This is a genomic window from Pedobacter fastidiosus (genome assembly GCF_014306625.1).
GTDB lineage: Bacteria > Bacteroidota > Bacteroidia > Sphingobacteriales > Sphingobacteriaceae > Pedobacter > Pedobacter fastidiosus.
The window spans coordinates 19,410-35,183 of the sequence record NZ_JACRYL010000007.1; the positions used below are offsets into that span (position 1 = coordinate 19,410).

Below are 15,774 nucleotides of genomic sequence, written 5' to 3' on the forward strand. Positions count from 1 at the left end.
TTTAATAAAATTTAGATTCATTTTTCAGTTTATTAAATAATTCTACGTTCCTATATTTAATAACTATTGCAGGATTACCACCAACAACCGCATGTGGGGGAACATCTTTTGTAATAACAGCACCACTGCCCAATACGGCTCCCTCACCTACCTTGACCCCCGGAACGATTGTAACGTTTGATCCACACCACACAAAATCGTCAATAATTACTGGTCTTGGCAGGTCTGTAGAGTCATATGGGATAGCATGTTCACTTTGGTAATTATGATTGGTCGAAAAAATGGTTAATCCTCTTCCTGTATGGAAATATCTGCCAATAGTAACCCCGCCAGAGCACTCGATAAAAGTATTTGATTTAAGATGGCTGGTTGCATCAATACTAAATTTAGACAGATCTCCAGTAATCCTCAAACCTCCTTGTCCCTGCTCGTAAAAATTAACATTTATATTTTTTTGTTTCAGCTCATAGCGATAACAATCGTCCATAATGGAATTTAGATACCTCAGCATATAAGGTATCCTTAAAAAACAAAATATTTTTACGATTAACATCTTCAAATCCTTTTTCTCCTTAATAATTCTCCAAAAATCTTTTCCTTATTAAAATAAACCAAAGCTAAGAAAAATAGACTAATAACCACTTTAGTTGAAATTATAGTTATTAACTTGTAATTTAAAAAGTAATTATTTAGTAAAGAAAGCACACTTAACGAAGCGACAAAGAAAATTACCACAAACCAATTCAATGGAATGTAATAACTTCTTTTCACAAGCAAAAATAACAACAGCAGATTTAATGCATTCGAAGCTATGGTAGAAAAAACTGCAGTGTAATAGCCATAATGTTGCATAAAAAAATAGTTCAAGGCTATATTAAAAACTGCACAGGTAACGGTAACTATAGTAACTTGCACGGTTTTCTTTTTTTGATAAGCCATTAAATTAAAAAATGCTGCAATTTGGCTAATTAAAAATCCAATACACAATCCGCTAATTACATTGATAGATTGGAGATAAGCATACGGAAAAAATAGTTTTACGATCACATCACACCACATGATAACCAATAAGGTGAGAATACTAAAAACAATAATCAAACTATTTTGATATTTTGTGATTTGTGTTTTTGCTACACTATCTTCATTAGTATTAACAATTTGATAGAATATAGGGTTATAGGCCATGCTTACTGCCATTCCGCCCATAGTAACAATACTTGCAATTTTATAGCCAAGCGAATAAATACCAACATCCGTCTGTGAAAAATAATGATCTATAAAAACCCTGTCCGACAGATTCAAAAGCCAAGATGCAATTAAGCTGATAAACATTGGAAAGCTAAAAACAACTGCACTCATTAGCATAGATCTGTTTAGGCTAATTTTAATTTCATCCCTGATTAGAAACAAACAAACTGGAAAAACCACTATACCACCATAAAGCAAGCCTTTAACATAGCCAAATGCGCCTTGTTTCAAATGGTAAATGAAGAAAATATTTAAGAAAGTGGTGACAAAAAATAGGAGTAAAGTAACAATCAAAAAACTTTTAACCTTTTGCTTAACCTGAAATAAAGTTTGGCAATACCCAACGATGGCCAAAAAAAAGGTATAAAATATTGTATACGAAAAGAAAGGATAGAATTTGATTGAGGTGAAAATTAGATTGAGCTGGTTATGAAAGAGGAAGCAAAATGAAAGTACGAATGCAGAAATTAAAATTATGGCTACAAAGATAGACCCTACAAATTCTTTCTTTTTGTCATCGCCATAATCGTGGTACACCCTAACTAACGATCGCTCAAAAGCAAATGTAAAAAACACGACGAGAATGCTGGAAAAAATTTGCATAGAGCTCACAATCCCAAAATCTGCAACGGTTAAATAAGAAGTGTACAAAGGCAACAATAGGAAACTCGATAATGAAATTATTAAATTTCCAATCGTATATAACAATGTGTTTTTGAGTAGTTTAGACATCTTTCAATCTGCTATTTAATTCTTCAAAAACTCTTTCATTTCCTAATGGATTTGGATGGTAGCCATCTTCATAAATCCCCTCTAAATTATTGCTAAGTGGATTTATAGTTTCGAAAAAACTATAGTTTTGAACCATCTTGTCTAGTATATTGTTATAAAGTTTAACCGCGGTTAAAATATCTTGATTTTTTTTTATGAAGCTCTCGTCTGGAGTACATATCTTAATAAAAATAACCTTTTTTACTTCACAAGCGGCGCATCTATTGAGGTAGTTCGTTAAATTAAATTCAAATTTTTCTGGAGATACATATGCATTTTTTGCTTTTCTCTTCTTCAGTTTTTTGATCATCTTGAAAGACAGATGGCGTGGCTTGGCAGGAAATAAATTTAAAATTTTAGGGAGTAAACTTTTAAATCCAAACAACCTTGGCGCACAATCAACAATACCCAATTGGATAACAATAGCTTGAGGCATAAAAAATTCTAAACAATCTGCGCCTCCGGGAAATGTGTCATCACCTCCACCTTCTTCTACTAAAATATTTGTGGTAATTGATCTTTTAAAAAGTGAAAAGAAGAGCCATTCTTTATACTCCTCTTGCAGTTTACTGAACCATATATCTTTAGATTGATTGCCATGGCCAGGAAGTGATAATGAATCGCCTATACATAAAATTTTCATTTTTTATATCCTGCTATTTTATCATAAAAATAAAAATTCTTCTGGTGTTCAAAGATGGAGCAAAGAACCTTTTTATCTTTTGAAAAGAAAGCATCTACCATACCCTTCAAACCAGGCTTAAAGTCTACATCAATTGTATAATCTGCCGCGAGCTCTTCTACTAGAACCGATCCTTTTTGTTGAATGGCCAATCTTTCCAGTGGTTTCAAATAATATTTTCTTTTATTAGTCAATACTTCAATTGCCCATCTTCCTGGCGCTCCCCAGTTTGACGAGTAGCTAAAAAGCACATCATTTTCACTAATTCCACTTCCAACAAATATAGAACCTGCCGGATGCCAGCTTACTTCATTTCCGCTTACCTGCGCATTTAAAATCTTCGGCCTTCCAATTAGATGGAAAACGGCATCAATAACGTGGGTTGAGTTTGCAATTAGGAATTTTTCCAGTACTGGTTTTGGAAATTTATTTACGTCTATTGTATGAATCCATTCTGTGAATTCAAAATTTACACTCGTAATTCCGCCATCTGCTGCAACTTGTTCTTTTAGGTAATTGATGGCTGCATAAAACCTGCGATTATAGGCAATTGATACTTCAACATTGTGCTGTTTACTTAATTCTACCAGCTGATTAAGCTCAGTTTGTGTCAATGCACCAGGTTTTTCAATCAGGATATTTTTAACTCCAATTTCAATTAACTGGATCAACACCGAAGAAAGCTCTTCAACAGAAACCGCAACAATTGCAAAATTGGGCAACTGATCAGTTATCTTGAGTTGATTTGTGATTCCTCCAGCAGTTACCTTTATATTAAATTCAGCGGCTAATAATTTCGCTCTTTCTTCACCTCTTCCGATCACGTGCAAATCAACCGCACTTGTTTTTAAAACTTTAATATATTCGGCAGCCATGTAACCAGCACCGATCAACCAACAACTTTTTTGCATTTTATTTAGGTTATAGGACAACTTTCATTTGCGATTTGGAGTTCTTTTACAAAAACTTTTGCAAACTCTTTTAACATCGACAAATGGAGTTTTGATGAGCTTTTAAAAGGTGTTAAACCACAAGTTCCATTCATCAGCAAATCTTCACAGACGATATTAGAAAGCTCACTTTGATATAAAATTGAAAATTTTGTGAGTTCAGTTTTCCATCCATTTTCAGCAGAAGAAGTTTTTAGTTCTCCTTTAGATTCATCAATCTGCCAGAAATAATGATCTGTAAGAATTTGTATGCTCAAATTGGCTGCACTTGCTTTTCGCGAATGAAGAAATAGCTCGGAGCCATTGTTTTGTTTGCCGCCAGTGCTACCAACTAATTCGTAATATCCTTTTCTTTTTCCTTCGATTACGTTTAAGCTATTTAATAAATCGAATTCAAATTCATCATTTGCATTCAGGTAACTGAGATGATCGATAAAATGGATGGCATTACAAGCAAGTCCCCACTCTCCGCCAATTACAGTATACGTTATTTTTTCATTTGGAATGATGAGCGATTTCAGTTGTTGATAAACTGGAAATAATCGTCTCGGACAATTTACCCATGCCTTAATTCCATTTGCAATTAAAAGATCTTCTGCTTTTTGGTATTCCTCAAATTTTTGAAATAAGATTTTTTCGAGGACGAAGTATTTAATTTTAGTATGAGCTACTAATTTTTCCATGAGCTCAAACCGAACATTGGCTGTGGTTGCAATAATGCAAACATCCAATTCTTTACTTAATGCTGTAATTGAATTTAAATAACGAACACTTTCAATTTTTGCATTGGCAGGAATTTCAGCTGCTCTCTGTTTTGCCAGTTCTAAAGAAGCATCGCTAGGATCAACAACTTCTATAGCTACGTCAACGTTAATTTTCAAAAGTGCTTGTAAATGGCGACTTCCAAGTTGCCCAGCGCCTATAATTGCTATTTTATACATCCTATTAAATAATACTCCATCCACCATCTACCACCAAATTATGCCCTGTGGTGTAGGAAGCTTCATCTGTTAATAAATAGAAAACTGCTGCAACGATATCTTTGGGACTGCCCATTTTTCGCATTGGCACTTTCTTATTGTAGTTTTCTACAAATTTTTCTGGCTGATTGTCAAATATGCCACCAGGCGATACGGTATTTACCCTAACCTGAAAAGGACCATAATAGGACGCCAAATATCTTGTTAAGTTATTCAATCCGCCTTTAATTGCCGAATAGGCAGCTGGCATTGTCATTTCTGTTCCGTCGTATACTGTAAAATCAGGCCCCAATAACCCGTAGATAGAAGACATATTGATTAAGGAACCGAAGCCTTGTTTTTTCATCTGCTCGAGTACAATTTTGCAGCAAATAAAATACCCATTAAGGTGCATATCAACATTCTTTTTCCAAGAATCAAAAGGAATATCTTCAAATTTAGCGCCCCAATCTTTTGTTCTGGGATAGGCATTATTCACCCATCCGTCTATCCTTCCATGCGTTTTAACTATTTCTTGAACCAGATTGGTTATAGATTCTTCACTAGTAATATCGATAACCATTTCCAAATCGCCTGCTGCCATTAAATCTGCAGAAATTGCGATTGCGCCTTCTGCTTTTAGGGTTGCTATAATTGCTGCGCCTAAAAGCCCTTTGCCGCCGGTAACGATAATAACTTTATTTTTAATTGAAAACATTAATTGTATTTTCTAAAAACAGGTTTAATAACTGGTGATTTTAAATAGCTTTCGATAGCTCCATCAAGTGCCTTTTTATAAATACCCAATGCGTGTTTCGCTGCTTCCAAGGTCATATCTAACTCTGTTTCTTTATGCGAATTAGAAACCGCGATGTACGGCATCATGATATTTTTTGTGAGCATTTCTTGCGCAAACAAGGTACGAAGCGCTAAAGATACGTTACCATCTTTATCTTTGGTAGAATAGGCTGGTGAACAGGCAAATCCTTCCACATAAAATTGATCGGCAATGCCCAAATCTTTTGAAATTCCATTTAGTCCATCCATAAGTTTTGTTCCATAACTCCAGAAATGTTCTACTACTTTCTCACGTTGTAAAATTGCAATAGTTTTCATAAATGCACCTAAAGCACTCATTTCTGCACCATGTGTGGTAGAAGTAAGGAATAATCTTTCTGCTCCTTCTTCTAAAATACCGCCAATTTGCATGATTTCTCTTTTTCCAGCTAATGCGGCTACTGCAAAACCATTTGCCATGGCTTTACCAAATGTACAGAGGTCTGGTTCTATATCGAAATAGGTTTGCGCACCACGAAGATCCCAACGGAAACCTGTAATCATTTCATCAATAATAAATACAGCACCGTTCGATTTACATAAAGCTTTTACTTCTTGTAAAAATCCTTCTTTTGGTTCAACGGTTGTAGCTGCCTCAAGCATTACCGCAGCAATTTCACCAGGATATTGATCAAATAATTGTTTTAATGATTCAATGTTGTTGTAATTAAATTTCAGCGTAAGATTACGACCTTCCTCAGGAATACCTCTTTGCATTACTGTTGATCCGATAAACCAATCATCATAAGAGAAAAATGGTTGCTCTGAAGGAACTGCGACGTATTTTTTACCGGTATAAGCACGGGATAATTTCATGGCCGCTGAAGTAACAGCAGAACCATGCTTTGCAAATTTCACCATATCCACAGAAGGGATTAGGCTGGTTAATAATTCGGCCGCTTTAAGTTCGGTAGTTGATGCCCTGGTAAGGTTATTTCCCTTAATAATTTCCTGGTAACAAGCATCAGCAATTTCTTTATTTCCATATCCAATATTTACAGAACGTAACCCCATTCCATAATCAAGATACTTTTGTCCATCTGGACTAAAAACATAAGCACCTTCCCCACGCTCTAAAATAGAGGGTGCGTTTGATGGAAACTGATCGTCTCCTCTTGAATAGGTATGTGCTCCTCCAGGGATGAGGTGATGTAATTTTTCTGAATATATATCCTTCATGGCTCTTAATTTTCTTCCTGTTTTTGTTTATTAAAATTTGCCCAATATTCTTCGTTGAGTCCAATATTTAATTTTTGCCAATCATTTTTAATAATTTCTGTGATCAAATCTTGATCAGAAATCGTTAATACTTTTTCGCCAATAGCGCTAATTACTTCATTAAAAAATTTGGAATCATCCTCGTAATCTAAAGTCATTCTTAAATTACCTGCGTTTTCATATCCTGTAATAGCAATCGTGTCTATTTTATTTTGATCAAAAATCTTACCCCAGCCTGTTTCTAGCTTGGCCTGAGCACTGTTCTCCAAAGATTGTTTCAAGAAATCTGTACGATATCCCATTACATTCATTCCCAAAGGTAAGCCTTTGGTTTGTACCATATCGCTACCCAACTCTAATTTTTTTACAACTTCTCTCGCAGCACTGGCAGAGCAGAGAATATCATCGCCATCAATAGAAATAATGTAGTCGATATCATTTGTTACAGCACACTCTAAATGTCTAAGTGGGATATTTGCATCCGAACCATAAAAAATTGAAATCTCAGTACCTGAAAAAACATTTTCAAATTCTTTATTCATGGGATCAACCGAAGTTGTAATAAAGATTTTCGCTTCGTTCTTCTTAATTTCAGCTTCAAATTCTTTAAGATATCTTCCTACGAGCCACTTGATAAAAGGTTTTCCATTTGCTTCAATTAGATGTTTTTGAGCAAGTCTGGTCGATCCTAATCTAGCGGTAACAAATATTCCAATCATTACAATACTGTTATTTTGTTCTCGTTATCTGAGTTTTCTACTGCATATAATATTTTTAGCACATTGTGATCGTGCGCCAATGAATTTGGAAATTTAGATTTTCCTTCCGCTGCGCTGATAAATGCTGCCATTTCGTCGATATACATCTGCTCGGTTATATTTTTATTGTAGCCTGTTTGCGCAGAGATCGTTTCATAGGTGATTTCCGACCATTCATTCGTAATTGGATCGAATATTTTGATGCAGTTATCATCCCAATTCCAATACAATTGTTTTTTATCGCCATTAATTACCATTCTTCTGGTAGCATATCTTGAAACAACGTCTACCGAAAGATTAAAAATCATCTTCCCATAGTCCATTAAAAGATTATAGGTATCGTCTATATCTTCGGCACCTTTAATTTCGATTGCATTTTTATAAAAGCCAACTACTCTTTTCGGCAAACCGAGCAATAAGGTGATCCATGTAAGCTCAAAAGGAACAATTTCTCTTCCTCCGCCAGTTTCTTTTTTAGAAACATAATATTCGCTTACATCTTCATAGGTATGCCAATCTGGAAGAAATTGACCAGAATGGTAAAGGAAATTCGATACTTTACCTAATTCATTGCTATTGATAATTTCGCCAATCTTTTTTATTGCCGGATGGAAATGCAAGGTACAAGAAGGAGCTAAGACTACATTTTTGTCGTTTGCATCTTTGTTGATCGATTCGAAATCTGTATCCACCACACTGGCTTCAATGAACGCTGGAATGCCAAGTTCAATCGCTTTTTTCATATAAATATGATGGATATCAGGAGGTAAAGAGATAATAAAAGCGTCGCAATTGTGTTGAAGTGCCGTTTCAAAATCTGCTACGGCAGTAATTCCGTACTTTTCTTTAACCTCATCTCGACGATCTGCTCTTTTATCAAACCCGATGATATTTTTATACCCTAATGCTTGAAGGTTTCTAATCCTTCTTTTTCCCATTGAACCTAATCCAATAACCAGAAAATTACTTACCATCTTAAAATTTTATATAATTAATATCTTCTTGTGCTTTTTTATAGTCTTCATGCTTTCCGATATCAAGCCAATATCCACGTAAAGGAAAAGATTTGACTTTGAAATTGCCAGTTATTAGATGATCCAATAAATCGGTAGCATTGTAAAATTCATTTTTCGGGATTTTATCACATATCTCTTTTTTCATTAAGTAAATGCCAGCATTTGCAAAATAAGTGTAGGTTGGCTTTTCCCTAAAGCTTTTAATATAGTTTTGGTCTGTTTCTAAAATGGCGTAAGGAACGTTTACGTTATAAGGTATGGTTGCCACAGAGAAATCAGCATCAGATTCTATAAAATCTAAAAAGAACTGCTCGTAATCCAGATTCGTTAAAATGTCTGAGTTGGTAATCAGCACATGATCATGTTCAAATTTTTCAATTTTGGAAACGGAACCAATTGTACCTAAGGGAGAGTCTTCATCTATGTAATTAATTCGGATCCCTTGGCTAACTCCATTACCCACATAATCCTTAATTTTATTGCCCAAATAACGAATAGAGATCCAAAAATCATCAATTCCAAAGCTCAATAAACGATCTATATTATGCTGAATAATTGGTTTATCGCCTACTTTTAATAATGGTTTAGGCAGCACATCCGTCAATGGTTTTAAACGCTCGCCTCTACCTCCGGCCATAATTACCACATCGAGTGGCAAATAAGATTTTACAAACCTGAAATTTATGATATTGACGATAACACCTGCCTGATCAATTACAGGAAGCACTTTAAATCCCTTATTTCTATATTCGATTACCTCGTTAATGTTGTAATTTCCACGTTGAATGAATTTAGGGTTCGGCTGAATAAATTTTCCAACTTCATCTTCCAAGCTTAAACCATCCAATATTCCTCTACGGACATCGCCATCTGTTAACGAACCTAACAGTTTATTATCTGCATTTACAACAAATAAAATAGCATCAAGGGCTAATTCATTTAGTTTTCCCAATGCTATCTTGATCGGACTATCTCTAGTAATCAAATGTCTTTGATAATCGTAATTTTTCATTCTAATTTGTTCCTTGAACCAGTAAAACTTTTAATAATCTTAATCATTTGATCAGCAGCCCCTGATTTGTAATATATGTTTTCTATCGTTGTATTTTCTTTAGATTCGATTAATTGCACAGCTTTTGTGATTTCAGCTGTTTTAATCTTGGTCTGAATTACATTTTCACCAGCCAATCTCCCTTCTTGCCTATTGCCCAAGTTAATTACAAATTTATGAAATGATGCAGCTTCAATGATACCACTTGAAGTATTTCCCAATAAAAATTTAGCATACTTCATTGCCGTAAAATAACTTTGGGAACCTAGATTCTCCACCAAGAAAACGCGTTCAGAATTTTTGTAATGTTCTGTTAAAGCCGTTCTGATTATACTACCGGCAGTATCGGCATTTGGCATGGTAATTAATACCTGATAAGTGGTTAGGTTATCTAAAGCAGCAATAATTTCATTAATGTAGTTTTCGTTTTCAGCTATGGCAACAGTTTCAGGATGGAATGTAGTAAGTATGGTTTGCTTTGAAAGATCAATTCCCCATTTCACTTTAAATTCTTCGATAGACAATAGATTCAGAGTGGTGATATTGTCTAAACTTAGCGCACCAACATGATAAATATTTTCGGATGAACCGGTTAATTGTTCAACTCTAGCAGCAAAAGTAGTGGTGGCAACAAAATGATAGCTTGAAGCCAACGTAATTGCGTGTCTAAAAACATTATCAATAGCGCCAAGTGTGGTTTCGCCACCATGAATATGTGCGAAAGGAATTTGAAACGGTATTCCTGCGGTTACTGCGGCAAACATTTCATATCGGTCTCCCAGGCAAAAAACAAGGTCAAATTCTGATTTATATTTTTGCCAAAAATCAGCGAACTTAATCATCGTAAGACCAACTGCAGTAGCTACGGCTTCTGGACTATCCGTGAGCAGCATTGATTCTACCTTATATTTAACTTCGAAACCATCATTTTGAATCTGTTTAATGGTTTCTCCGTGAAAAGGAGATAAGTGGGTGCCAAAGGCGATGATACTTAGCTCAAAAAACGGGTCTGCCTTTAATTTTTTAATCAATGGCAGATATATACCATAATCAGCTCTAGAGCTTGTTAATATTGCTATCCTCATACCTCAAAATCAGTTAATAACAATTTATGACCAGCTGCTAGTGGTTTATTTACCACCCTACCAATAATAGCATCCATATCCATTGGAGAAATACCATCTCCTGGCCTAAGCATTTCTAAATCTTGCTCAGTAATTTTTTCACTCTTTGCTTTATCAACACTTAGATGAATACTTTTTCTAGCAATGGCTATGTTCTTAATTTCCGAATTAGAAGGCTCTTTGATGCCTGAACCTACTAAAGCACTTTCAATATTCCTAATCGACGAAACCATTGCCTTTAACTCGTTCGGTTCCAATGAAGCAATATGATCTGGTCCTGGTAAATTACGATCTAATGTATAATGCTTTTCAATCATTGTTGCCCCTAAAGCGACAGCAGCTATCGGAACTTCAATTCCGAGCGTATGATCTGAATAGCCAATTGCTGTTCCAAATTCTTCACCGATAGTAAGCATCGCCTTTAAATTAACATCAAGCATTGGCGTAGGATACTCCGTATTGCAGTGTAATATGGTTATATTCGCCTTTGCTATCCCGGCTTCTAAAAACACATTTAGCGCCGAGCTAATATCTTCTAGAGTGGCCATGCCTGTAGAAAGAATAACTTTAGGAAATAATTTGGCCGCTAAACGTAAATATGGCAAGTTGGTTATTTCCCCTGATGGGATTTTTACCATGTTCAAACCAATGGTTGATAGATACTGTAGCGACGTTAAATCAAAAGCGGTAGAAAAAAATTGGATACCTTTTTCATGACAATATTGGATTAGCTTTTCATGATCCTCTTCAGAAAGTTCCAATTTTTGCAACATCTCCAATTGAGATTCAGCAGCATTTTTAGTGTTATCTATCTGATAATCTGCCTTTTTGGCTTTACCAGAAACTAGTTTATCTGCTTTGAAAGTTTGAAATTTAACATAATCAACACCTGCATCCACAGCGGCATCAATCAACTTGAAAGCATTTTCTCTACTTCCATTGTGATTTACTCCCGCTTCTGCAATTATAATTGTGCTTTTCATTAATTTATGCTTTTGGCAGGATTACCTACCTGTATATCTTTTGTTAGAATATTTTTAATCACTACCGAACCCGCACCTATTACAGCTTTGTCTTCAATAGTAATTTGATTAGCAATAGTCGCATTGCTTCCAATAAACACACTATTACCAATTTTACAGTCGCCATTTAAAATGGCTCCCGTAGAAATATGGGTATGATTACCTATAACAGTATCATGCTCCACATCACATTTGTTATTTAAAATACAATTATCGCCAATTGTGGCTCCAGCATTTATGATTGCATGATGCATTACAATGGTTCCTGCTCCTATCTTACTATATTTTGAAACATGGGCAGAAGGAGATACTACGGTTGCTATAATTGCCTTATTTTCTTTTAATATCTGAAATAATTTTTCCTTTAAAGCCGCTGATTTTATTTGTCCAACGGTGATTAAGAAGCTATAGCCTAGTGCAACATATTTTGTAATATCTTGGTCTGTGCCTATGATTTGATAATCAAGAATACTTGTGCCAACCAGTTCTGCCAAATCTAATATCCCTGTTATTTCAAATTGCTCAGTTTGTTCAATCACATCGATACATACTTTGCAGTGTCCACCGCCGCCAATTAAAATGAGACTTTTTTTCATCAATTATTTTACCCTATAACCGCTTGGAATATTTACCAATCTATCTGCAATCCAAATGCTATTCTTCAAGTCGTCAGTTTGACAGTTTGCAAACATTGGTAAACGGTTCATTAACTCCCATACGGGCCTAGTCATTACTCCTTTATCATTTGTATATTCCAGAAATTCATTTCTCTGATCTAAGTCTGCTAATAAAATTGCGTTAAGCCAGTAGTTTGCTTTAGCATTAACCGGTTCACCAATAAATGAAATAGATAATTCGTTAAAGAGTGTATTATATTTAGCAGATAGTACCCTCTTATTCTCCACAAACATGGACAATTGCTCTAGTTGTGCACAAGCTAATGCAGCATTCAAATTTGGCATACGATAATTGTAGCCAATATGGTCATGCACAAACTCCCATTTATGTGGCACTTTGGCTTGAGTAGTTAAGTGTTTAGCTCTTTTTGCTATTGTTTCATCATCTGTAATTAATGCCCCGCCGCCACCGCAGGTAACTGTTTTGTTTCCATTGAAACTAAATACTCCAACTTTACCAAAAACACCAGTGTGTTTGCCTTGATAATAGCTCCCGATTGATTCTGCAGAATCTTCAACTAAGCAAATATTCCATTCATCACAAATTATAGCTATTTCATCTACCTTACAAGGAAATCCAAATGTGTGCATAGGTACAACAGCTGCAATTTTCTTTCCTGTTTTTTTATTGTAAGCACCATCTTCTTTCTTGATAGCATTCGCTTCCAAAAAATTGCGAAGTGCAGTTGGTGACATACCTAGAGTTTCCCTATCAACATCTATGAAAATTGCCTTGGCTCCGATATAACTGATTGCATTTGCAGTAGCAATAAACGTTAACGCCTGAGAGATTACTTCATCCTCTGCTTTAACGTTGGCTAATAACAGGGCGAGGTGTAACGCATTTGTGCCGTTCACAATAGCAATGGCATATTTTGCGCCCGTAAGCTCTGCCATCATTTCTTCAAAACGGTTTACGTATGCACCAACAGAAGAAACGAAAGTAGAATCAATTGCATCTAAAACGTATTTACGCTCATTACCTATAAATACAGGTTCATGCAAGGAAACAAAATCCTTATCAGGATATTGTTCTTTTATGAAATCAACTACTTTTTGAAATTTTTCCATCAATTACATTTTTGCGTCTAAGTACTTCCCTGTTTCCTTGTGCCCAAAGTCTGAGATCATTTGATGAAATAAATCAACTATTTGTTCTTTAGACCATTTTTTTTCAGCTTTATATTGCGAAATTGTATCAGCAAAATGAGTTAGTTTATCATTATCAAAATGAAGATCATTCTTAATGATTCCTAAATTCTCAAATTTACCCATATCTAAAACTTCGTTAGAAGTAAAAAACTCTTCAAAATCCTTTTCACCAGTAGTATCACTACTTGTAAATAAGCAAGGCCATTTTTTTTCTTGAGGCAACGTTTTAATCAAATGTCTGGCTTCATCTTCAGTTTCGCACAAGTAGGGTTCATAGCCCAATTCATTTAGGTATTTCACAGCAATATCAGCAAAAGTGATTAAATGTAAATCTTCACTCAATTTCGGAAAAAATATATCCCTATTCTCTCCAAAAATGCAAGACATTAAACATAATTCTCCAGACTCTTTTGGGATTACAAAATATCTTTTGATATCATTTGGCGCTACAATAGGTTGCAACTTTTGAATGCGTTGGTTAAAACCATGTAAAAGTGAGCCATCTGAAAAAGCAACATTGGCAAAACGGGCAGTTGATATGGCAATGTGCTCACTTTTACGCATCAAATACATTTCCATGATGCGCTTAGAAGCACCCATCATATTCACCGGATTGGCTGCTTTATCTGTAGAAACACAAAAGTATTTTTTTACACCTTTGTCAATCGATTGGTTGATGGTTTTTTCTGTGTTAAAAATATTTACATCAATCATGCGCATGAGTGTAAAAGGATCTTTTTCACTACGTACGTGTTTTAATGCAGATAAATTAAGCACATAGTCAAACTCACCATCTGCTTCAAAAAAGGCATCGTATTCTATTGAGCCAATATCTAATGCAAAAGTTTGAAAATCACCATCAATATAGCCAAATGAACTCCTGACATCCCTCACTAGCTCAACCATATTGTTTTCGCTAATATCAACCACATGAAGTTTTTGAGGATTTCGTTTAAAGATTTCTCTAGTTACAGCCTGTCCGATAGAACCAGCGCCACCAATAACCAAAAACTTTGATTGGCTTACAATTTCGCGAAGTTGATCTTCATGATGCTGAATGTCGTGGTGAAATAGTTCATTTCTACGTCCGATTAAATTTAATATATCCATCCTATGCCAAAACCAATTTTAATGCTCTACGCATTATTAAAACAAAACAGATTAGAAAGCCGGCAATAAAACCCCCAATAATTATCCCTTTTAAACGCCCAAATTTCTCCTTTGTAAGGGGATAAACGGGCTCATCAATAATTTCAAGTAAAGGTGTTTCTTTCATTAGTGCCAATTTAGACATTTCTAAATTTTGCATAATCGAGCTCAATATCGCTTTATTGGTTTCGGCAGAAAATTGCGCACGTTGGGCGGGAGCTACTCTCTGTACTTGTCTTGTAGGATTCAAGTTGGGTGTAGCATCAGCCACTGCTACAGCTGTATAAATTGCGCCATTCATTACTGCTTTTACAGAGTCTACCTTATGCTGTAAAATCTGTACATTTTTCAATGATTTTTTTGTTTTGGTTTGCACGTAAAAATCATTCACATTTTTAACAATGGCTTGATTAAAACATTTTGAAAAAATTTCGTCGTTAGACTTTACATCAACCTGTACTTTGCTTAGTTTTTTATCTGGCTTTAATACAGTGAGGTAATTTTTGCTAATGCTATTAACTGCTTCTCCAATAACACTGTCACGCAGACGTTTTTCTTTTGTGTTAATTTTAACAGTCCTATCAGAGATAATTATTCCATAATTTAATTTCGATAAAACAGGATTTTTCTTCCAACTTTCTCTTAACCTATTGATTTCAATATACTTTTCCATTAGGGTTTGATTGGAGGAACTATCTAAAGGCGTAAATAAAGTCTTCTCGATCATCTTTCTAGATTTATACAAATCAAAAATATTATCGCCTTGGAAAATACCTCCTCCGCCACCTCCAATATCTATACCGGCCATGGAAGCTAATCCTCCTAGGTTGCCTAAACTACCGCCAGCTTTTTCCTCTTCTAGCACAAAAGTTGTAGTTGCGGTATAAATAGGTTTTTTTGCGCTAGCATAATATAAGCCAATGCCCGAGCCCAATAAAGAAAAAATTAAAATGATGATCCATTTAGATAAAAGATACCTCCACCATTCTTGGATTTTAAGGATGAGGTCTTTCAATAAAATCTCGTCACTTTCTACATGTTTATGTTGTTGACTTTCTGTTGTCATTTAGTATTAGGTATTAAGTATCAAGACCCGAAGTTGTTTTAAATTTATAGTTTTCGACAAACTCGTTAAAATTTTTTCATGAAACCTATGATGA

At 35.1% G+C, this 15,774-nt stretch carries 16 protein-coding genes; all 16 read right to left on the reverse strand.

What is annotated here, in order from left to right:
- Position 1: 1 nt before the first annotated feature.
- Positions 2–487, reverse strand: a complete 486-nt coding sequence (locus H7U22_RS08980) for an acyltransferase (RefSeq protein ID WP_222621827.1) — start codon at positions 485–487, stop codon at positions 2–4.
- A gap of 68 nt (positions 488–555) precedes the next feature.
- Entirely contained in the window at positions 556–1,980 is a 1,425-nt protein-coding gene (locus H7U22_RS08985; RefSeq protein WP_187071025.1) for a lipopolysaccharide biosynthesis protein, read from the reverse strand.
- A complete protein-coding gene (locus tag H7U22_RS08990) occupies positions 1,973–2,662 on the reverse strand; it encodes an SGNH/GDSL hydrolase family protein (RefSeq protein ID WP_187071026.1) in 690 nt (229 codons plus the stop codon). The genes H7U22_RS08985 and H7U22_RS08990 overlap by 8 nt, the downstream gene beginning before the upstream one ends.
- Positions 2,659–3,612, reverse strand: a complete 954-nt coding sequence (locus H7U22_RS08995) for a Gfo/Idh/MocA family protein (RefSeq protein ID WP_187071027.1) — start codon at positions 3,610–3,612, stop codon at positions 2,659–2,661. Before H7U22_RS08995 ends, H7U22_RS08990 begins: the two co-directional genes overlap by 4 nt.
- 5 nt (positions 3,613–3,617) lie before the next feature.
- Positions 3,618–4,592 carry a Gfo/Idh/MocA family oxidoreductase gene (locus H7U22_RS09000; protein WP_187071028.1) on the reverse strand — a complete coding sequence of 325 codons (975 nt, stop codon included), beginning with the start codon at positions 4,590–4,592 and terminating at the stop codon, positions 3,618–3,620.
- Positions 4,593–4,596: 4 nt separating this feature from the next.
- The gene (locus H7U22_RS09005; RefSeq protein WP_187071029.1) at positions 4,597–5,328 is read right to left on the reverse strand and encodes an SDR family oxidoreductase; all 732 of its coding nucleotides are present in this window, start codon (positions 5,326–5,328) and stop codon (positions 4,597–4,599) included.
- Positions 5,328–6,626 carry a glutamate-1-semialdehyde 2,1-aminomutase gene (locus H7U22_RS09010; protein ID WP_187071030.1) on the reverse strand — a complete coding sequence of 433 codons (1,299 nt, stop codon included), beginning with the start codon at positions 6,624–6,626 and terminating at the stop codon, positions 5,328–5,330. The genes H7U22_RS09005 and H7U22_RS09010 overlap by 1 nt, the downstream gene beginning before the upstream one ends.
- Positions 6,627–6,631: 5 nt before the next feature.
- Entirely contained in the window at positions 6,632–7,384 is a 753-nt protein-coding gene (locus tag H7U22_RS09015) for a cytidylyltransferase domain-containing protein (protein WP_187071031.1), read from the reverse strand.
- Complete coding sequence (locus tag H7U22_RS09020) at positions 7,384–8,397, reverse strand: Gfo/Idh/MocA family protein (protein WP_187071032.1); 1,014 nt, start codon at positions 8,395–8,397, stop codon at positions 7,384–7,386. Before H7U22_RS09020 ends, H7U22_RS09015 begins: the two co-directional genes overlap by 1 nt.
- Position 8,398: 1 nt before the next feature.
- Positions 8,399–9,451, reverse strand: coding sequence for a nucleotidyltransferase family protein (locus tag H7U22_RS09025; protein WP_187071033.1), 1,053 nt, complete (start codon positions 9,449–9,451; stop codon positions 8,399–8,401).
- The gene (gene neuC, locus H7U22_RS09030) at positions 9,448–10,575 is read right to left on the reverse strand and encodes a UDP-N-acetylglucosamine 2-epimerase (protein WP_187071034.1); all 1,128 of its coding nucleotides are present in this window, start codon (positions 10,573–10,575) and stop codon (positions 9,448–9,450) included. The genes H7U22_RS09025 and neuC overlap by 4 nt, the downstream gene beginning before the upstream one ends.
- The gene (gene neuB, locus H7U22_RS09035) at positions 10,572–11,597 is read right to left on the reverse strand and encodes an N-acetylneuraminate synthase (protein WP_187071035.1); all 1,026 of its coding nucleotides are present in this window, start codon (positions 11,595–11,597) and stop codon (positions 10,572–10,574) included. The genes neuC and neuB overlap by 4 nt, the downstream gene beginning before the upstream one ends.
- Complete coding sequence (locus tag H7U22_RS09040) at positions 11,597–12,232, reverse strand: acetyltransferase (RefSeq protein ID WP_187071036.1); 636 nt, start codon at positions 12,230–12,232, stop codon at positions 11,597–11,599. Before H7U22_RS09040 ends, neuB begins: the two co-directional genes overlap by 1 nt.
- Positions 12,233–12,235: 3 nt before the next feature.
- The gene (locus tag H7U22_RS09045; protein WP_187071037.1) at positions 12,236–13,384 is read right to left on the reverse strand and encodes a LegC family aminotransferase; all 1,149 of its coding nucleotides are present in this window, start codon (positions 13,382–13,384) and stop codon (positions 12,236–12,238) included.
- Positions 13,385–13,387: 3 nt separating this feature from the next.
- Positions 13,388–14,575, reverse strand: coding sequence for a UDP-N-acetylglucosamine 4,6-dehydratase (locus tag H7U22_RS09050; protein ID WP_187071038.1), 1,188 nt, complete (start codon positions 14,573–14,575; stop codon positions 13,388–13,390).
- Position 14,576: 1 nt separating this feature from the next.
- Positions 14,577–15,680, reverse strand: coding sequence for a lipopolysaccharide biosynthesis protein (locus H7U22_RS09055; RefSeq protein WP_187071039.1), 1,104 nt, complete (start codon positions 15,678–15,680; stop codon positions 14,577–14,579).
- Between the last annotated feature and the right edge of the window lie 94 nt (positions 15,681–15,774).